Origin of the sequence: Magnetospirillum sulfuroxidans (assembly GCF_018224925.1) — a bacterium.
Taxonomy (GTDB): Bacteria; Pseudomonadota; Alphaproteobacteria; order Rhodospirillales; family Magnetospirillaceae; genus Magnetospirillum; species Magnetospirillum sulfuroxidans.
In genome coordinates this window covers 45,570-62,664 of record NZ_JAGTUF010000017.1, presented here as the reverse complement: position 1 = coordinate 62,664, position 17,095 = coordinate 45,570, and the positions used below count along the sequence as shown (strand labels likewise).

Sequence of the window (17,095 nt, the reverse complement as noted above, 5' to 3'; positions counted from 1 at the left end):
CTGGCAGAACAAAGGGGCGGCTTTTGCCGCCCTAATCGTTTGACCCAAGGATGACGCCGGTGAAGGATCCGTATGAGGTGCTGGGGGTGGCCAAGGCCACCACCGATGACGAAATCAAGAAAGCCTATCGCAAGCTGGCGCGCAAACTTCACCCCGACGTCAATCCCGGTGACGCGCGGGCCGAGGAACGCTTCAAGGAAATCACCGCGGCCTATGATTTCCTGTCCGATGCGGAAAAGCGCCGTCAGTACGACAATGACGAGATCGACGCCTCGGGCGCGGCCAAGCGCAAGACGTGGCGGTCATCCGGGGCCGGCGGCGGCGGTGGTTTCCGCAACGCCCGCTCCTCGGGCTTTTCCTTTGGCGAGGATGTCGACGACATCTTATCCGAAATGATGCGGCGCAAGGAAAAGGGGCGTCAGCAATCGCACCGGACCGGCGCCCAGGCCGGCCACAGCACCAAGGGCGAGGATGCCCACCATGCCTTGACGGTTTCATTTCTTGACGCGGCGGTGGGGGCGACCAAGCGCGTCACCTTGGTCTCGGGGAAGTCGCTGGATGTGAAAATTCCGATTGGCACTGTCGATGGCCAATCCTTGCGTTTGAAGGGGCAGGGCTATCCCAGTTTCTTTGGCGACGCCGATGGCGATGCCTTTATCGACCTCAAGGTCGAACCGCATGCTTATTTCAATCGCCGCGACAAGGATGTGCTGCTGGAACTGCCGGTTTCGGTGCAAGAAGCGGTGCTTGGCGGCAAGGTGCCGGTCCCGACCGTCCACGGCAAGGTGATGCTGACCATCCCGGCCGGAGCCAATAGCGGCACGGTCATGCGTCTTAAGGGCAAGGGGATTGATGGCGGCGATCAATTGGTGACGCTGAAGGTGGTTCTGCCCGACGGTGACGCGGAATTCGCCAAGCTGGTGGAAAAGTGGGGGCCACGCAATGGCTATGACCCCCGCGCCAAAGCGGGAATGGAGTGACATCCGCCGACGCGCTGTTGGCCGGGGCCATCGCCGCCGGCGATCCAGCCTTGCTGTCCCCCCTGGTCGGGGACTTGCCGGAGGATTTTCTGACCGCCATCGCCCGCTTGCTGGGGAATAACGGCGGCTCGGCCGAACAATTGCACGGCTTGGCCGGGGTGTTGGGAGGGGGCGGCTTGCCGGTTGCGGCCTTGGCGGCGCTGGAGCGGGCGGCGGCATCGACCGTGGCCGCGCCGGTGCGGGGGCGCATATGGCTGGAAATCGCCGAGGCTCGGCGCCGGTTGGGCGGTGATCCCCTCACCGCCCAACACCATGGCCAGCGTTTGCTGGGGCAGGTGATTTCATCACCCAAGCCGCTGCAAGCCCAGGGCGACGGCACGTTGCGGGTGGTGTCGATCCGGCTTGAGCCGCTGGTGTTCCGCGATTTGCGTGACGGCGTCGCCGACAATCCCCAGCGAAATGACCCGGTCCGGTCCGCGAATGCCGTGGCCGAGCGTTTGGTCAAACTTGATCCGGTGACCGGCGGGGCCGAGGATTTTTCCTTCATCGTCGCCGATGGCGACACCCCGTTGTTGCTGGTGGCTTGCGGGGTCGAGGGTGACGGCCCGTTATCGTGTTTCCAGACGGCGATCCGGCTGATGCCGCTGGTTCCGGTCGGGGACCGGGTCATCGCCTTGGCCCTGCGTCATTTGGCCGATTGCCGGACCTGGGCGCGGGCGCCGTTCATCTTGATGGAAACCGATGGCGACCACCCCAACCCCGAGCCGCTGACCGCTTGGATTGCCGCTTATGGCCGGGTCTCGCGGCGGCTGGGTTGGGCGTGGGTTGATCTTGCCGATGATGACGCCAGCTTGTTGCGGGACATGCGCCAGACCCATCGGCAACAGGTGCGTTGGGGAATGGCTCATCTGACCATCGCCCGTTGGCGCGGCCCGGCCGATTGCGCCATGCTCGACCAATATGCCGATTTGTGCCGACGGGCCGAGCGCATCGCCATGCCCGCCGCAGCGCTGCAAGGGCTGTTAGAACACCAGAAAGCCTGGCTGGATGTCGGCGCTTTCGACGGTATTCCCGTCTGCGCCCAGATCATCACCCGCCATGGCGATACGGCCTATTACGCCGCCGGCTTGACCACGCCGGGGGATAAACGCCCGCAATCACACGCCCTGATCGCGCACGCCATGCGGCAAGCGCGTGACGACGGTTTGCGGCGATTCCATTTCGGCTTCTTGCATGTGGATGCCGGTTTTTCCGCTAAGCTGAACTCGATCGCGTTGTTCAAGCGCGGGTTTACCCGCAGTTTCCAACCAGTGCTGTGGCATGCGGTCTATCCACCCGCTTGACCAATGCCGAGACTTTAATGCTGGCGCAGCAATGTGACCAGATTGCCAAAACGCTGATGCAGGCCGTCGGTTTCGTTCGCCACCTGCGAGGTGAAACGGCTGACCTCCGAGGCGGAATGTTCGGTTGAATCGACGCTGACGCGGACCACGGCGATGGTGTTGGCGACTTCGCCGACGCCGTCGGAAGCCTGTTGGATCGAACGGGAGATTTCAGCGGTGGCGCAATTTTGTTCCTCGACCGCCGAGGCGATCGAGGTGGCCAATTCGCTGATCTGGCCGACGATCTGATCAATGCCGGTGATGGCGCGATAGGCGCTGTTCGAGCCTTTTTGGATGGCGGCGACCTGATTTTGAATCTGCTCGGTCGCCTTGGCGGTTTGATTGGCCAGGGCCTTGACCTCGTTGGCGACCACGGCGAAGCCCTTGCCGGCATCGCCGGCCCGCGCAGCCTCGATCGTCGCGTTGAGCGCCAGCAGGTTGGTCTGGCTGGCGATGGTGGTGATCAGCGAGACGATTTCACCGATGCAATCGGCGGCGGTCGTCAATTCATGCACGGTTTCGCGCGATTGCCGGGCTTGTTGCACCGCTTCGGCCGAGACGTTGGCCATGTTGACGACCACCTGACTGATCTCGCCGATAGAGGCCAGCAATTGCTCGGTGGCGGTGGCGATGGTCTGGACGTTGACGGCGGCCTGTTCGGCGGCGCGGGCGACATCGCCCGAACCATCCGAGGCATCCTTGGCCAAGCGTCCCAAATCATCGGAATTGCGCCGCAAGGCGCCGATATTGTCGTGCACCGCCACCATCAGCGCATCCACCTGGGTGGCGAATTCTTCCAGCTTTTCGTCGGTCTGACGACGCGAAACATCGCGGGCGGCACGTTCGGCGGTTACCGTGGTTTCCGCCTCGCGGGCGGTGACGGCATTCAGCCGCAAGGTTTCCAACGCTTGGCCGATGCGGCCGATTTCGTCGTGGCGATCACGGCCGGGAACGATCACGCCCAGGTCGTTGCCGGCCATGCTGGTGATGGTCTGGGCCATCTGCATCAAGGACGACACCACCCGGCGATTGAAGACGATGGTGACAATGACGATCATGCCGGCCAGAACCGCCAGCATGCCGACCGCCAGCATCAGGCGGCGGTTGAGGGCGCCGAGTTCCTCGTCGCACAGGGCATCGGCGCGGGCGACATAGGCGTCGCGCAGATCGGCGATGGCCGCGAACTTGCTGACCGTGCTTTGGCGGAACTCGCCGGCGCTCATGGGATAGGGAGCTTGCGTCCGTGACGCTTCTTCCATGGTGTGGATGACGGCCTGAACCTCGCCGAAAATGGCGGCCTGTAGCGCGGCGATCTTGGCCGGAACATCGCTGCCGCTTTCGAGAAAGGCGGTCTGGCTTTTGATGGTTTCCCACAATTGATCGACCTGACCGCTGAAGCGGGCGTGCCTTTCCGCCTGTCCCATGTTCATCGGTTTGCCGGCGGCGATGACGTTGAGAAGGGTGGTGTTGCGCTGGCCGACGATGTTGCGCAGGCTGGCGGCGGCGTGGGCCTGGGTGACGAAATCGCCGACATTGCCGTCCAGACGGTTGAGTTCCTGGAGCAGCCGTCCGCCTTCGGCGATGGCGGCGTCGCCGACAGCGAAATTGGCGGTGGTCCAGGTTTTGGCGGAACCGGGCTCGCGCTGCTCCAGCGGCTTGACGAGAGCGGCGGTCATGGGGGCGCGGGCGGCGTGCAACTTTGCCTGCCAGTCGCCGATGGTCTTGGCCGACAGCGGCGGCAGCACCTCGATGGCGCCGGCAAAGGCCTTGTCCGTGCTGTCACGCTCGCTGGCCAGTTTGGCGGCTTCGTCGGCGGTCACCGCCGGGGGGCGGGTCAAGGCCAGGTTGTGCGATCCGCGCTCCAGGCTGACCAGTTCGGCCAATTGCAACAACGCCCCCTGGCCGGCGACCAATTGCTTGGCGCTGATGACGCGGGTTCGGCTGCTGGTGGCGTCGACGACCATGCTCAGCGCCGACAGCAAGGCCAGCGCGCCGACCATGGACATGCACAAGAAGAAGAAGTGGCGGATTTTCATTTTCAGCACCCCCATGCTTAAGCATGTCAGAGTGCCGCGTTCCGCTGTCGGGGGCAATGCTGTAAACGGACTACGCTTTATCGCTGAAATCCACCAGATCGCGCAATTTTACAGAGAGTTCCGTCCGGCTTTGCTGCGTTGCTTGGTTGATCAGGGTTTCCGCCTTGGTCCGCCACGGGGCGTTGGCGGAGGATGGTTCCAGGCCCAATTCCAGATCAAGGGCGGCGACCAGATCGGCCAAGGTGGTGGTTTCAAGGTCGCGGGCCAGCACCACCCGGCGGCGGCTGGTTGGCGCGGTGAAGCCGGTGGCCTGTAATCGCGCCAACAGCCGGATCAGTTCCCGTTCATTGCAGGAGGTCTGGGCCAGCAGGTCGCGGCGGCTGGCGCCGACGATTCCGCGACGGTAAAAATCATGGAGGATCGACAGCAATTCCAGCGCCAGGCTCAGGCGCCGGGCGGGGCGGGACGAGACCCCGCCCAGATGTTGGCCCGAGCGCCATTCCGGCAGCGCGGCGGTGATTTCGGCCCCGATCAGGATGGCCAGCCAGGACAAATAGGTCCACAGCAGAAAGACCGGCAGCACCGCCACCGCCCCGTACAGGCTGGCATAGGTGCGAGACGAGGTGATGTAGAGACCAAAGCCCCATCGCAAGGCGGCGAACAGCAAGGCGGCGGTGGCGGCGCCGATCAAGGCGTCCCTGACCGCCACCCGGCGGTTGGGGATGGCGGCGAACATGACGGCGAAGGCCAGTGTGGTCAGCAAGGTGGGCAAGGGCAGGGCGACGAAGGGCGTCACCACCTTGGTCACCGACCAGCGGGACAGCGCGGTGACATAGCCCTGCAAGGACAGCGCCGCCCCCATCAGTAACGGCCCCAGCGTCAATGCGGTCCAATAGACCAGCAATTTGGACAGAGCCGAGCGCGCCTTGGCGACGCGGAAGATGGCGTTCATGGTGCCTTCGATGGTGACCAGCAGCATGATGGCGGTGATCACCAGCGACAAAATGCCGATGGCCGATAAGCGCCCGGCATTGTCGATGAAGCGGTGAATCTGCAATTGCACCACTTCGCCGATGGAAGGGGCAAAGGTGCGAAAGGCCCAAGACACCAAATCCTGGCGCACGGTGTCAAAGGCGGGAAAGGCGGCCAGCATGGCCAAGGCGATGGCGAACAGCGGCACCAGCGACAGCAACGAGGTATAGGCAAGCGACCCAGCCATGCGTGAAACGCCATCATCGCGTCCCCGCCGGATGGCGAAGCGCAGAAAATCCGCGGCAATCCCGACTGTGCCCCTGGCGGTCATGGCACCGCTTCCCCCTTTTGTCTTAGACCTTACTTCGTGTAGGATGCCCGCCGCCTTCGCAGGCCACAAGACAACATTGCGACAGATGAGGACTGAATGACCGCTCCCACACCGTTGATGGCCGGCAAGAAGGGTTTGATCATGGGCGTCGCCAACGACCGCTCGATCGCTTGGGGCATCGCCAAGGCCGCCCATGCACAGGGGGCCGAGTTGGCCTTCTCTTTCCAAGGCGAGGCGCTGGAAAAGCGCGTGCGTCCGCTGGCCGCGTCGGTTGGCTCCGATATCGTGCTGCCGTGCGACGTTTCAACCGAAGAATCCATCGACCAGATGTTCGATGCGTTGAAGGCCAAGTGGGGCAAGCTGGATTTCATCGTCCACGCCATCGGCTATTCCGACAAGGAACAGCTGCGCGGCCGCTATGCCGACACCACCTTGGATAATTTCTTGAACACCATGCATATTTCGGTGTTCTCGTTCACGTCGGTGGCCCGCCGCGCCGCCGACATGATGCCCGATGGCGGTTCCATGCTGACGCTGACCTATTACGGCGCCGAGCGGGTGATGCCGCATTACAACGTCATGGGCGTGGCCAAGGCGGCGCTGGAAGCCAGCGTGCGCTATCTGGCGGTGGATCTGGGCAAGCAGAACATCCGCGTCAATTCCCTGTCCGCCGGTCCGATGAAGACCCTGGCCGCCTCGGGCATTGGCGATTTCCGCTATATCCTCAAGTGGAACGAGTACAACAGCCCGCTCAAGCGCAATGTCACCTTGGAAGACGTTGGCGGCTCGGGCCTGTATCTGTTGTCCGATCTGTCGTCGGGCGTGTCGGGCGAATGCCATCATGTGGATTGCGGCTATCACGTCGTCGGCATGAAGGCGGTGGACGCCCCCGATATCACCGTATCCAAGGACTGAACTTGATGTCGGGAAACGGTTTCGGCCACACCTTCCGCTTCACCACCTTCGGCGAGTCGCACGGCCCGGCCATCGGCTGTGTCATCGATGGCGTGCCGCCGTTGCTGAAGCTGTCGGAAGCGGATATCCAGCCATGGCTGGATCAACGAAAGCCCGGCCAGAACCGTTTCACCACCCAGCGCCAGGAAGCGGATCAGGTCCGCATCCTGTCCGGCGTGTTCGAGGGCGTCACCACCGGCACCTCCATTGGGCTGCTGATCGAAAACACCGACCAGCGGTCCAAGGATTACGGCGACATCAAGGACACCTATCGTCCCGGTCATGCCGATTGGGTCTATGAACAGAAATACGGGATCCGCGATTATCGCGGCGGCGGACGTTCCAGCGCGCGGGAAACCGCCATGCGGGTGGCGGTCGGCGCGGTGGCGCGGGTGCTGTTGAACACGCTGGCGCCGGGGATCGTCATTCGCGGCGCCATGGTCCAGATGGGGCCGCATTGCATTGATCCCGGCCGCTGGGATTGGGACAGCCGTGCCGCCAATCCGTTCTGGTGCCCCGATGCCGAGACCGTGCCGGTGTGGGAAACCTTTCTCGATGGCGTGCGCAAGGCCGGCTCCAGTGCCGGCGGCATCGTCGAGGTGACCGCCTCGGGCGTCCCGGTCGGGCTGGGGGCGCCGGTCTATGACAAGCTGGACGCCGATCTGGCCAAGGCGATGATGAGCATCAACGCCGTCAAGGGCGTGGAAATCGGCGCCGGTTTCCTGGCCGCCCAATTGTCGGGTGAAGATAACGCCGACGAAATGCGCATGGGCGCCGACGGCAAGGTTCACTTCCTGTCCAACAATGCCGGCGGCATTCTTGGCGGCATTTCCACCGGTCAGGACATCGTGCTGCGCCTGGCGGTCAAGCCGACGTCTTCGATCCTGACGCCAAAGAAAAGCGTCGACCGGCATGGCGCCGAAATCGAGGTCATCACCAAGGGCCGGCACGACCCCTGCGTCGCCATCCGCGCCGTGCCGGTGGCCGAGGCGATGATGGCGGTGACCATCGCCGATCATCTGCTGCGGCAGCGGGGACAGTGCGCAGCCTCTTGACCAAAGGTATCGATGGGCCGATCATCTTGCTCCTAACCGCTGGTAGGCCTGAGCATCGTGCACAACCATGGGTCTGTCGCCATCATTAGTGGAGCAAGACGCCTGTTGCGGCCGGTGCCTGTGGTCGCGGTGCTTTTGCTGGCGTGTCTGAGCGGTCTGCTGATTGCTCATCTGTGGAGCAGCCACACCAAGGCGCAAGCCGATGCTCGGCTGATGGCCGCGACCCTTGCTCAGGCCATCGAACAGCATGTGGGCGGTCAGATGCGCGGCATCGCCGCATTGCTGGATGAGACCGGCGCTCAGGTCCAAGCCAATCACCACCAAACCCCCGCCATTCTCAACCACCTGCGGGAGCGGCTGACCGCTTTTCCCGAAATCGACGAATTGATCGTGCTGGACAATAACGGCCGGACGCTGTCGTTGATGGGGGACCAACAACTGGCGCTGCCGCAGGTGACGTGGCTGTTGTCGCAAATGGGGCGGGGCGAAGCCCGGCTGGTGGTTGGGCCGCCCTATGTGGATGCAAGCCAAGGCCGGCGTCTGATGGTGGTCGCCCGTATCTTTGTTCTTAATGGCGGTCCGGCGGCAGTGGTGACGCTGACGGACGCCAACAGCCTTGCCGCCTTTTTGGAAACGGTGCGGGTCGTCGAGACCGATATGGTGGCGGTGGTTCATGGCTCGGGCCTGATCGCGGCGGCGGCCCCTGACCACCAGACCCTTTTTGCCCGTTTGGCGGTGGCCAGCCCCGAACAGATCGGCGCGACGTTGCCGGTGGAAAATCTGGACCTCAGGGTTTGGGTGGCGGCCAGCCACGACAGCGCGTTTCAGCTTTGGCGCGTCAATGCCGCTTTGGAAATCGCCCTGTTCTTGCTGTTTTGCTTTGCCATTCTGGCGTGGGCGCGGCGCGGTGATTTGGCCTGGCGCCAGGTGATTTCCGCCCGTGACGGATTAGAGGAACTGGTCGTCCGACGCGGGATCGAAGTGCGGCAGGCGCGTGCCGTTTTGGAACAAAGGGCGCGCCAAGTCAGCGCCGCCAACCGCGAATTGCAACGTCTGTCCATGGTGGCGGCGCATCATCTGCAAGAGCCGTTACGGCCGTTGGTCAGCTATAGCCAGATGCTGGGGCGGCGTCTGCCGGGGGATTTGCTGACCGGCCAACAGGTGCTGGCGCACCTGATCCAGGGCGGCAAGGACATGAAGGCGCTGCTGAAAGGGTTTCAGCAGCGTGTGGCCAGTCTCAGCATTGATGCCCCGGCCGAGGCGGCGGAATTGCGGCAAGTGATGCAGCGGGCCATGGTCGATGCCGGAACCGGGGTGGCGATCAGGCCCGAATCGCTGCCGGTGCTGTCGGTGCAGCGTCAGGCCACGGGCGAGTTGCTGGTGCAGATTTTCCGAACTCTCGACGGCTTGGGGGCGGCTTCCATCGCGGTTGGCGCCCGGCATCGGCCGGAAGGGTGGCAATTGGTCGTCCGCGGTGACGGCGCCTTGCGCGAGGGGGCGGAAAATTCGGTGGCGGTTCGGGTTTGTCTGTCCCTGGCCGGCCTGAATGACCAGCCCCTGACCTTTGCCGACGCTACCTTTTATCTGGATTTACCGCCCTCGGAAGCCGAGGAAACGGATGCGATGCCGCCCACCCAGGCGGAACCGACGCGGGGCGAATTCGGCGCACGGTTTCAGGCCTTGGGGCTGATCGCGGCTTTGGCGGCGGCGGGATTTTGGCAAGTCGAGCGGGAACGCGATAGCGCCATTCATGCGGCTCAGGTATTGACGCGGGCGGTGGCGAATTCCATCGATCAACAGATTTCCGGGTCATTGCGGGGCATCGACACCATTTTGGCCGAGGCGGCGGCGGCGATCGAACAGGGGGACCACCTCAGTCTGGCGTTCTCTGTCCGCATGGAAGCGATCTTGCGGGCCTTTCCCGAAATCCGCCATGTCGGTCTGGCGGATGCGGCCGGTCAGATGTCCACTCTGGTCTGGCCGCCCCGCCTGCTGCCCGAGAACGGTATCGCGATCACGGACCGGAGCTATTTCACCCGTGCCAAGGCCGATCCCGCCCAGTCAAATATGGTCATCGGCGATCCGGTGCGCGGCCGGATCGGCGATGAACGTTCTTTGCATGTGGCGCGGCCGTTGCGCAGTCCCAAGGGGCGGTTCAACGGGATCGTCTTCGCCAATGTGGATCCCGATCTCTATGCCCGTTTTCTCGACCGGGTTCTGCTGGATCGTGAGGGCGGTACCGCCCTGATTGGGGCGGATGGAAAGATGATCGCCCGCGCCCCGGCGCATGTGGAAAAATTCGGCATGGATATTTCGTCCAGCGACTTGTTCACCCGCTGGCTGCCCGCATCCCCCATCGGCACCGCGCACCTGATCTCGAAGGCCGATGGCAACGACAAGTATTTGGCTTACCGCCTGCTGTCGCCTTATCCGCTGGTGGTGACGTCGGCGGTATCGCGCAACAAGGCCCTGGTCGCGTGGCGCCAGGGATTGGGGGTGGCGATCGGCGCTGTCGCCCTGCTGTCCATCGCGTTGTTGAGTTTGGCCTGGATGGTCGATCACGGCATGACCCGCATTCGTCGGCAGCATGGTGAATTGGCGGCCGAGGTTTTGCGGCGAACCCATGGACTGGAAGCCGCCCGTGCCTTGTCCGATGCCCGTGCCGCCAGTCTGGAACGTCTGAACGGGCAATTGCGGGATTTGCTCGGCGTGGTCACCCGCGACCTTGAGGTGCCGCTGGCCGCCCTGCAAGCCGATGTTCGCATCCTGACCGGCGTGCTGGAGGTGGAGGCCGGCGATCCGCATCGCCAAGATGAAGTGATCTATGTGTCGACGGCTATCACCCGGTTATCGGTTCTGTTGCGCGATTTCCAGCGTTTTGTCTCGATCATCAGCATGTCGGCGCAAATGGCGCCGGTGGATTTGAGCGCTTTGGTCCGACTGGTGGCCGACGACATGGCCCGGCGGTTTGGCCCGGCGGTGTTGCTGGTCGAGGCCGATTCCTTGCCGGTTCTGAACGCCGATGGCGGCATGCTGATGGAATTGCTCAATCAGGTTTTCGCCAACGCCATCACCTATCGCGGCCGTGATCACGCGGTGCGGGTGCGGGTGCGGGCGAGCCGACGCGAAAGCGACTGGGTGCTGGAAATTTGTGATGATGGGCCGGGATTGTCCCAGGAACAACTGAGCCATGATCCCCAGGCGTTCGAGGCCGGGGTCGGGCAATCGGTTGATTCCACCGGGATCGGTCTGGCTATTTGTCGGGTCATCGCACAGGCGCATGGCGGCGACATGTGGTTGGGCAAGGGCGACGAGGGCGGCACCACGGTCAGCGTGGCCTTGCCGGCTTAGGCCGTTTGCCGGCTACTTTCTTTCCACCCGGCTGTACAGGCCGCGATCCCAACGCAGCAACTGGGTGCCGGTATCGACGCTGCGCCAGCCATCGACGATTTCGTCGGTGGCGAAGACGGTGTCTTCATCGCCCCAGGACCACCCGACCGCGTTCCAGCCCTTGTCGGTCCAATTGGCGATCACCAGGGGAAACCCATACTGGGCTTCCCACCCCGTCTTGTTGAGCATCAGCAGCAATTCCGGCTGACCATCGCCATCAAGGTCGAAACGACCGGCACGGATGGCCTCGCGGCCAAAGGCCTGCGGATGCGCGGTTTGAAAATACGGCGACCAATGGGCGCTGACCAGGGCGATGACGTCATCGCGGCCATCATCGCCGATTGGCAACAGGGCGATTTGGGCTACCGGACGCGGCAGATCCTCCTGCGCCTGGGCAGGCGGGGACAGCAGCAATGACAGGGCGAAGAGGGCGTGTGCGTGGCGCATGATCAATGGGCAAGATAGGAACGCCGCACTGCAACGTCAACGTGGCAAATTGTTTCGGTGCGCGCATATGTGATATGATCGCTGTCGGGCGTTTTATACGGGATCAGAAAGATGCCGGTTGATTCCATCAATCTGACCGCGGGCGCGCGTGCCAGTTTGGCGACGCAGCAAAGTCTGGCCAGCGCGGCGACACAGCGGACGCAAAACCTGTCGACGGGCAAAAAAGTCAGTCGCGTCACCGATGACGCGGTGGCCTTTGTCGCCGCGCGGGCCCTGACCGACCGCTCTGGCGATCTGGCGGCGGTCAAGGATTCGGTGGGGCAGGGGGTTTCCACCATCAATGCCGCCCAGGCCGGGGCCGAGGGCGTCAACAGCCTGCTCGACCAGTTGAAGGGCATCGCCAGCGCCGCCATCGGCAGTGATAACGCCAGTGAACGGGCTTCGTTGGCGACGCAGTACAATCAGGTGCGGGGGCAAATCGATTCCTTGGCCGCCGATTCCGGCTATAACGGCGTTAACTTGCTGTCCGCGTCCTCTTCGGCCTTGACGGTGGCGTTCAGCAATAATACCGGCGACAATGTGACGGTGGCAGCCCAAGACGTCAGCGCCACTGGATTGGGGGTGGCGGCGGTGGCTGCCGATGGCAGCACTTTTTCCGCGGCCACCTTGTCCCAATTGGATACGGCGCGCAGCAGCGTCAACGCCACCCAAGCCAGTCTGGGCAGCACGATCAGCGCCTTGTCCATTCGTGCCGAGGCGGTGCAAAATCAGGCCAACATCGCGGCCGAGGGGGCGGGCAAGCTGACCGAGGCCAACCTGAACGAGGAAGCCGCCCTTTTGGTGGCGACCCAGACCCGGCAGAAATTGGCGCGGGTCGGTCAGACCGTGTCGCAACAGGCGCAATCGTCGCTGCTGACCTTGTTCTGACATGATCCGGCCGCCGGATACGCCCTATGGCGCCTATGGGCGCGCCCAGGGTTCGGCCTTGTCGCTGCGGCAAGCGGATTCCTTGGCCTTTTCCCAAGCCGCCAATCTTCTTGAAACCTGTTGCGGGCAAGGTCGGCCGGCCTTGGAAGCGGCGCTGAAACGCAATCTGCGCCTGTGGACGCAGGTGCAGCGCCTGCTTGCCCCCGACAGCCATCCGCTGCCGATCAGTTTGCGCGCCAATCTGCTCAGTCTGTCGCTGTTTGTCGACCGCCAGACGGTCAAGGCGCTGATCAGCGGCGGCGCCGCCGACGTGCGTCCCTTGATCGCCATCAACCGCGAGGTTGCCTCGGGATTGCTGGGGTGATTTTTTGAGCGGCAAAATTAACAAAATAATAGTGTTGTTTATAAAGCAAATAACGTCATTAGCAAAATTCTTGTGTTGAAATTGGCTGCCGCAATGCGATATAGAATGACAACACCGTAAAACTTGCGAGCCCGCCATGAGCATTGTTAATTCCGCCCTGATCGAATTGGACCCGGCGACCGTCCAGACCCTGTTGACCGCTGGCGAAGCCGTGCTGGTCGATGTGCGCGAGGATGACGAATACGCCGAAGAACACATCGCCGGCTCGCTGCTGTATCCGATGAGCGATTTCGAGGTGGACAAGTGGCCGAGCGTCACCGGCAAGAAGGTGATTATCTCGTGCTTGGGCGGCGTGCGCTCGGCCGCCATCGGCAACAAGCTGATCTCGGCCGGCCACGGCTGGGTAAGCCATATGAAGGGTGGACTGAACGCCTGGAAAGACGCCGGTTTGCCGACCATTACCCAGGATTAGAGCATTTTCACGCGAAGCGTGGACATGCGATAAGCCGGAGCGGCGCCGGAGCGGCCCGTCACGGGCCACTTTTGAAATCTAGACCAGTTTCCGCTTTAGCTGAAACTGGTCTAGACGAAGACGTGAACGGGGCCGGTTGCCGGCGGCGGTCACGCCACCGTCAAGGGCGGAACGACGGCTCCGCCTTGACCTGAACCAAGGGCGCGCTTACATCTGTAACGCCCTTTTTTCTGGCAAGGTGGTTTCGCATGCGTCGTCTGGGCCGAATTCTCGTCGCCACCCTGGCCAGTATCGGCCTGATCGTCATCGTGATCGTCGGCGGTGGGATCTGGGCGATGGTCGCCTTCCAAGATCACTTGGAACCAAGCCTGCCCAAATCCATGGTTCTGTCCCTGGATCTGGAAACGAAATTCCGCGAAACCCCGGTCAGCGATCCGCTGGCCGCCCTGTCGGGTGAACATCCTTACGTCCTGCGCCAAGTGGTGGCGGCCATCGACCACGCCGCGACCGACGGCAAGGTCAAGGGATTGTTCGCCACCCTGGGCAGTGGTCATCTCAGTCTGGCATCGACACAGGAAATCAGCGCCGCGATCACCCGGTTCCGCGCCTCCGGCAAGCCGGCGGTGGCTTTTGCCGAAACCATCGGCGAATCGGGCAACGGGACCGTCGATTACGTGCTGGCCTCGGCCTTTTCCCAAGTATGGTTGCAGCCATCGGGCGATGTTGGCCTGACCGGCTTCGCCGCCGAGACGCCGTTCATCAAGGGCAGTCTGGATTTGTTGGGCATCGAGCCGCAAATGGCCGGGCGCAAGGAATACAAATCCGCCATCGAGACCTTTACCGAGACCCATTACAGCGAGCCGCATCGTCAATCGGTGACGGCGCTGCTGGACGCCTGGACCGAGCAAAGCGTCGCCGCCATCGCCCAGGGCCGGCGCTTGGGCGAGGACAAGGTCCGCGCCCTGTTCGGCAAGGGGCCGTTCCTGGCGGTGGAAGCCTTGTCGTCCGGTCTGGTCGATCATCTGGGCTATCGCGATCAGGCTTGGGCGGCGGCAGGCGGCACCAGCAAAAAGGGCGAGGAAGTGGACGTGGCCGCCTATGCCGGCCATCTGCCCAGCGGCAGCGGTCCGCGCATCGCCGTGATCACCGGCTCGGGCGCCATCACCCGGGGGGAAGCCGACAGCCCCTTTGGCGGTGATGATGGCTTTGGCGCCGCCACCATTGCCGGCGCCTTCCGCGCCGCCATCGACGATCCGGCGGTCAAGGCCATCTTGTTCCGCATCGACAGCCCCGGCGGCTCTTACGTCGCGTCCGATACCGTCTGGCACGAGGTTGGGCGGGCGCGTGCCGCCGGCAAGCCGGTGGTCGCCTCCATGGCCGGGGTGGCGGCCTCGGGCGGTTATTTCGTCGCCATGGGGGCCGATCGGGTGGTGGCGCAGCCCGGCACCATCACCGGCTCCATCGGCGTGTTCTCGGGCAAGATGGTGCTGCGTGATTTCTGGGCCAAGCTGGGGATCAGCTGGGATGGCGTCAAGCGCGGCGACAACGCCGACATGTTCAGCGCCAACACCCCGTTCAGCCCCGAAGCCTGGGAGCGTCTGAACCGCATGCTCGACGCTATTTATGGCGATTTCACCGCCAAGGCGGCCAAGGGCCGCAACCTCGCCCCCGAACGGCTGGAAGAACTGGCCAAGGGGCGGGTCTGGGCCGGCTCGGATGCCCAGGCGCGGGGATTGGTGGATGTTCTTGGCGGCTGGGATGTGGCCCAGGGCCAAGTGCGCGAATTGCTGAAGCTGACCCCCGATGCCAGCTTGGATCTGGTCGCCTATCCCAAGGCCAAGGCGCCGTGGCAAAAGCTGGCGCAAGCGTTGAGCGGCGGCTCGCTGGCCGAGGATGAGGGAATGCGCGCCCTGTTGCGGGTGGCCAAGGTGATGGCGCCGCTGGCGGCACAGCTGGAGGCCGTCTCCCCGCAAGCCGGGGCCTTGCGCATGCCGCCGGTCGGGCCATGACGGCGGACGCCCCGCGCACCGTCGTCATCACCGGGGCCAGTCGGGGGATTGGCCATGCCATCGCCCGGCGGTTCCTGGCCGAGGGCTGGCGCATCATTACCTGCGCCCGGGCCGAGGCCCCGCCGGAATGCCGGCGCGACCCCAATTGGGTTCACCATATTCCCACCGATCTGGCCGACCCGGCCAGCACCCAGGCCTTTGTCGTCGAGGCCAACAAATTGCTGGCCGGGGCGCCGCTGCATGCCTTGGTCAACAATGCCGGCATCAGCCCCAAGACGCCGTACAAGGAACGTCTGGGGGTTCTCAATGGCTCCATCGACGGCTGGAAAGAAGTGTTCGAGCTGAATTTCTTCGCCCCTTTGCGTCTGGCCCGCGGCTTCGCCAGCGCCTTGCACCGGGGCAAGGGCGCCGTGGTCAACATCACCTCGATCGCCGGCCATTACGTCCATCCTTTTGCCGGGTCGGCCTATTCGACCTCAAAGGCGGCACTGTCGGGACTGACGCGGGAAATGGCGGTGGAACTGGCGCAACTTGGCGTTCGGGTCAACGCGGTGGCGCCGGGCGAGATCAGCACGGCGATGATTTCGGCCGAATACGAGGCGCTGGTGCCGCGCATCCCATTGGATCGCATGGGCAGCCCCGAAGACGTGGCCGGGACGGTTTTCCGTCTGTGCGGTGACGATTTCGGCTATGTCACCGGTTCGGAGGTTTTCGTCACCGGTGGTCAGCACCTTTACTGAAGCCCGGCTTTCAGCGCCTCGGCCAGCAGGCGGAATTCCGCCTTGCGCGGGCTGGAGGGGCGCCATGCCAGGCCAATGCCGCGAGAACCGGCATCCATGAGCGGGCGGGTGACCACCTCGGTTCCGGCCAGGACCCCGCTTTTCACCGCCATCTCCGGCAACAAGGTGATGCCCAGGCCGTTGGCGACCATCTGCACCAAGGTGGCAAGGCTGGTGCCCAGAACCCCTTCGCCCTTGGCCGGTCCGGGCAGGTGGCAGGCTGAAAGGGCATGGTCGCGCAGGCAATGTCCTTCTTCCAGCAACAACAGGTCTTGGCCGATCAGATCGGCGGCGCGCAGATTGGGCCGGGCCGCCAGCGCATGGCCGGGCGGACATGCCAGGACAAAGGCATCGTCGGCGATATGCACGGTTTCGATTTCGCCCGAGACCCAGGGCAGGGCGATCAAGGCGGCGTCCAAATCGCCGGTGGCCAGCCGTTCCAGCAGGCGGGCGGTCAGATCCTCGCGCAGGTATAGCCGTAAATTGGGATGGACTTGGCGCAGATGCGGCAGGACTTGCGGCAGCAGATAGGGGGCGATGGTGGGAATGACTCCCAGGCGCAACGGCCCGGACAGCGCCTCGGTCGAGGCGGCGGCCAGATCGGCGATATCCTCGGCCCCGCGCAAGACGACGCGGGCCCGCACCACCACGTCTTCCCCCAACGGGGTCAGCATGACCTTGCGCTTGGTCCGCTCCACCAAGGTGACGCCCAGGATGGTTTCAAGTTCCTGCAAGCCCGCCGACAGGGTCGATTGGGTGGCCAGACATGCCTCGGCGGCGCGGCCGAAATGCAGATGTTCGGCCAAGGCGGTCAAATAGCGCAACTGGCGCAGCGTCGGGAGAGGGCGCATTCCTATCGACTCCATCGATTTCAATTAACAAAATAACTCGTTAGATCGATGAATGGAAGGGGGCTAAGGTCCTTCGTGTCGCCAGACGACGGCGTGTCTCTTCCCGCGATCTTCGGTGGAAGGGCAGGGAAAGTCTGGAATTATTT

General features: G+C 63.6%; 14 protein-coding genes. 10 read left to right on the top strand and 4 right to left on the bottom strand.

The window, feature by feature from the left end; genetic code table 11:
* Window positions 1-50: 50 nt before the first annotated feature.
* Both KEC16_RS15430 and KEC16_RS20140 read left to right on the top strand, forming a co-directional pair.
* On the top strand, window positions 51-980 hold the full coding sequence (locus tag KEC16_RS15430) for a DnaJ C-terminal domain-containing protein (protein ID WP_283091927.1): 930 nt from the start codon (window positions 51-53) through the stop codon (window positions 978-980).
* The gene (locus tag KEC16_RS20140) at window positions 977-2,323 is read left to right on the top strand and encodes a GNAT family N-acetyltransferase (protein ID WP_211550538.1); all 1,347 of its coding nucleotides are present in this window, start codon (window positions 977-979) and stop codon (window positions 2,321-2,323) included. The genes KEC16_RS15430 and KEC16_RS20140 overlap by 4 nt, the downstream gene beginning before the upstream one ends.
* Before the next feature lie 14 nt (window positions 2,324-2,337).
* Here the strand turns inward: KEC16_RS20140 and KEC16_RS15420 are convergent, their stop codons facing one another.
* Both KEC16_RS15420 and KEC16_RS15415 read right to left on the bottom strand, forming a co-directional pair.
* Window positions 2,338-4,398, bottom strand: a complete 2,061-nt coding sequence (locus KEC16_RS15420) for a methyl-accepting chemotaxis protein (RefSeq protein WP_211550536.1) — start codon at window positions 4,396-4,398, stop codon at window positions 2,338-2,340.
* 70 nt (window positions 4,399-4,468) lie between these two features.
* Window positions 4,469-5,701 (bottom strand): YihY family inner membrane protein, encoded by a 1,233-nt coding sequence (locus tag KEC16_RS15415; protein ID WP_211550534.1) that lies wholly within the window; start codon window positions 5,699-5,701, stop codon window positions 4,469-4,471.
* Between the two features lie 96 nt (window positions 5,702-5,797).
* Between KEC16_RS15415 and fabI the strand changes: the two genes are divergently transcribed.
* From fabI to KEC16_RS15400, 3 genes are all read left to right on the top strand, one after another.
* Window positions 5,798-6,616 (top strand): enoyl-ACP reductase FabI, encoded by an 819-nt coding sequence (gene fabI, locus KEC16_RS15410; RefSeq protein WP_211550532.1) that lies wholly within the window; start codon window positions 5,798-5,800, stop codon window positions 6,614-6,616.
* A gap of 5 nt (window positions 6,617-6,621) precedes the next feature.
* Window positions 6,622-7,710 (top strand): chorismate synthase, encoded by a 1,089-nt coding sequence (aroC, locus tag KEC16_RS15405; RefSeq protein ID WP_211550530.1) that lies wholly within the window; start codon window positions 6,622-6,624, stop codon window positions 7,708-7,710.
* 114 nt (window positions 7,711-7,824) lie between these two features.
* Window positions 7,825-11,061, top strand: coding sequence for a cache domain-containing protein (locus KEC16_RS15400; RefSeq protein ID WP_346344104.1), 3,237 nt, complete (start codon window positions 7,825-7,827; stop codon window positions 11,059-11,061).
* A 12-nt stretch (window positions 11,062-11,073) separates the two neighbouring features.
* On the opposite strand, the gene KEC16_RS15395 is transcribed toward KEC16_RS15400, so the two are convergent.
* Window positions 11,074-11,547, bottom strand: coding sequence for a hypothetical protein (locus KEC16_RS15395; protein ID WP_211550525.1), 474 nt, complete (start codon window positions 11,545-11,547; stop codon window positions 11,074-11,076).
* Window positions 11,548-11,658: 111 nt separating this feature from the next.
* On the opposite strand from KEC16_RS15395, the gene KEC16_RS15390 reads away from it, so the two are divergent.
* The 5 genes from KEC16_RS15390 to KEC16_RS15370 all read left to right on the top strand — a co-directional run bounded on the left by KEC16_RS15390 (window position 11,659) and on the right by KEC16_RS15370 (window position 16,059).
* Complete coding sequence (locus tag KEC16_RS15390) at window positions 11,659-12,474, top strand: flagellin (RefSeq protein ID WP_211550523.1); 816 nt, start codon at window positions 11,659-11,661, stop codon at window positions 12,472-12,474.
* Between the two features lies 1 nt (window position 12,475).
* On the top strand, window positions 12,476-12,838 hold the full coding sequence (locus KEC16_RS15385) for a flagellar biosynthesis regulator FlaF (protein WP_211550522.1): 363 nt from the start codon (window positions 12,476-12,478) through the stop codon (window positions 12,836-12,838).
* A 136-nt stretch (window positions 12,839-12,974) separates the two neighbouring features.
* Window positions 12,975-13,310 (top strand): rhodanese-like domain-containing protein, encoded by a 336-nt coding sequence (locus tag KEC16_RS15380; RefSeq protein WP_211550520.1) that lies wholly within the window; start codon window positions 12,975-12,977, stop codon window positions 13,308-13,310.
* A gap of 248 nt (window positions 13,311-13,558) precedes the next feature.
* Complete coding sequence (gene sppA, locus KEC16_RS15375; RefSeq protein ID WP_211550518.1) at window positions 13,559-15,319, top strand: signal peptide peptidase SppA; 1,761 nt, start codon at window positions 13,559-13,561, stop codon at window positions 15,317-15,319.
* Window positions 15,316-16,059: an SDR family NAD(P)-dependent oxidoreductase gene (locus tag KEC16_RS15370; protein WP_211550516.1), complete on the top strand. Its 744-nt coding sequence runs from the start codon at window positions 15,316-15,318 to the stop codon at window positions 16,057-16,059. The genes sppA and KEC16_RS15370 overlap by 4 nt, the downstream gene beginning before the upstream one ends.
* Here the strand turns inward: KEC16_RS15370 and KEC16_RS15365 are convergent.
* Window positions 16,053-16,949, bottom strand: coding sequence for a hydrogen peroxide-inducible genes activator (locus KEC16_RS15365; protein ID WP_211550514.1), 897 nt, complete (start codon window positions 16,947-16,949; stop codon window positions 16,053-16,055). The two genes, KEC16_RS15370 and KEC16_RS15365, sit on opposite strands and share 7 nt — an antisense overlap.
* Between the last annotated feature and the right edge of the window lie 146 nt (window positions 16,950-17,095).

Excerpts from the sequence above, each read along its gene's own strand:
- KEC16_RS15430 (WP_283091927.1), top strand. The coding sequence starts at position 51 with ATGACGCCGGTGAAGGATCCGTATGAGGTGCTGGGGGTGGCCAAGGCC.
- KEC16_RS15420 (WP_211550536.1), bottom strand. The coding sequence starts at position 4,398 with ATGAAAATCCGCCACTTCTTCTTCTTGTGCATGTCCATGGTCGGCGCG.
- KEC16_RS15415 (WP_211550534.1), bottom strand. The coding sequence starts at position 5,701 with ATGACCGCCAGGGGCACAGTCGGGATTGCCGCGGATTTTCTGCGCTTC.
- fabI (WP_211550532.1), top strand. The coding sequence starts at position 5,798 with ATGACCGCTCCCACACCGTTGATGGCCGGCAAGAAGGGTTTGATCATG.
- aroC (WP_211550530.1), top strand. The coding sequence starts at position 6,622 with ATGTCGGGAAACGGTTTCGGCCACACCTTCCGCTTCACCACCTTCGGC.
- KEC16_RS15395 (WP_211550525.1), bottom strand. The coding sequence starts at position 11,547 with ATGCGCCACGCACACGCCCTCTTCGCCCTGTCATTGCTGCTGTCCCCG.
- KEC16_RS15390 (WP_211550523.1), top strand. The coding sequence starts at position 11,659 with ATGCCGGTTGATTCCATCAATCTGACCGCGGGCGCGCGTGCCAGTTTG.
- KEC16_RS15385 (WP_211550522.1), top strand. The coding sequence starts at position 12,476 with ATGATCCGGCCGCCGGATACGCCCTATGGCGCCTATGGGCGCGCCCAG.
- KEC16_RS15380 (WP_211550520.1), top strand. The coding sequence starts at position 12,975 with ATGAGCATTGTTAATTCCGCCCTGATCGAATTGGACCCGGCGACCGTC.
- sppA (WP_211550518.1), top strand. The coding sequence starts at position 13,559 with ATGCGTCGTCTGGGCCGAATTCTCGTCGCCACCCTGGCCAGTATCGGC.
- KEC16_RS15370 (WP_211550516.1), top strand. The coding sequence starts at position 15,316 with ATGACGGCGGACGCCCCGCGCACCGTCGTCATCACCGGGGCCAGTCGG.
- KEC16_RS15365 (WP_211550514.1), bottom strand. The coding sequence starts at position 16,949 with ATGCGCCCTCTCCCGACGCTGCGCCAGTTGCGCTATTTGACCGCCTTG.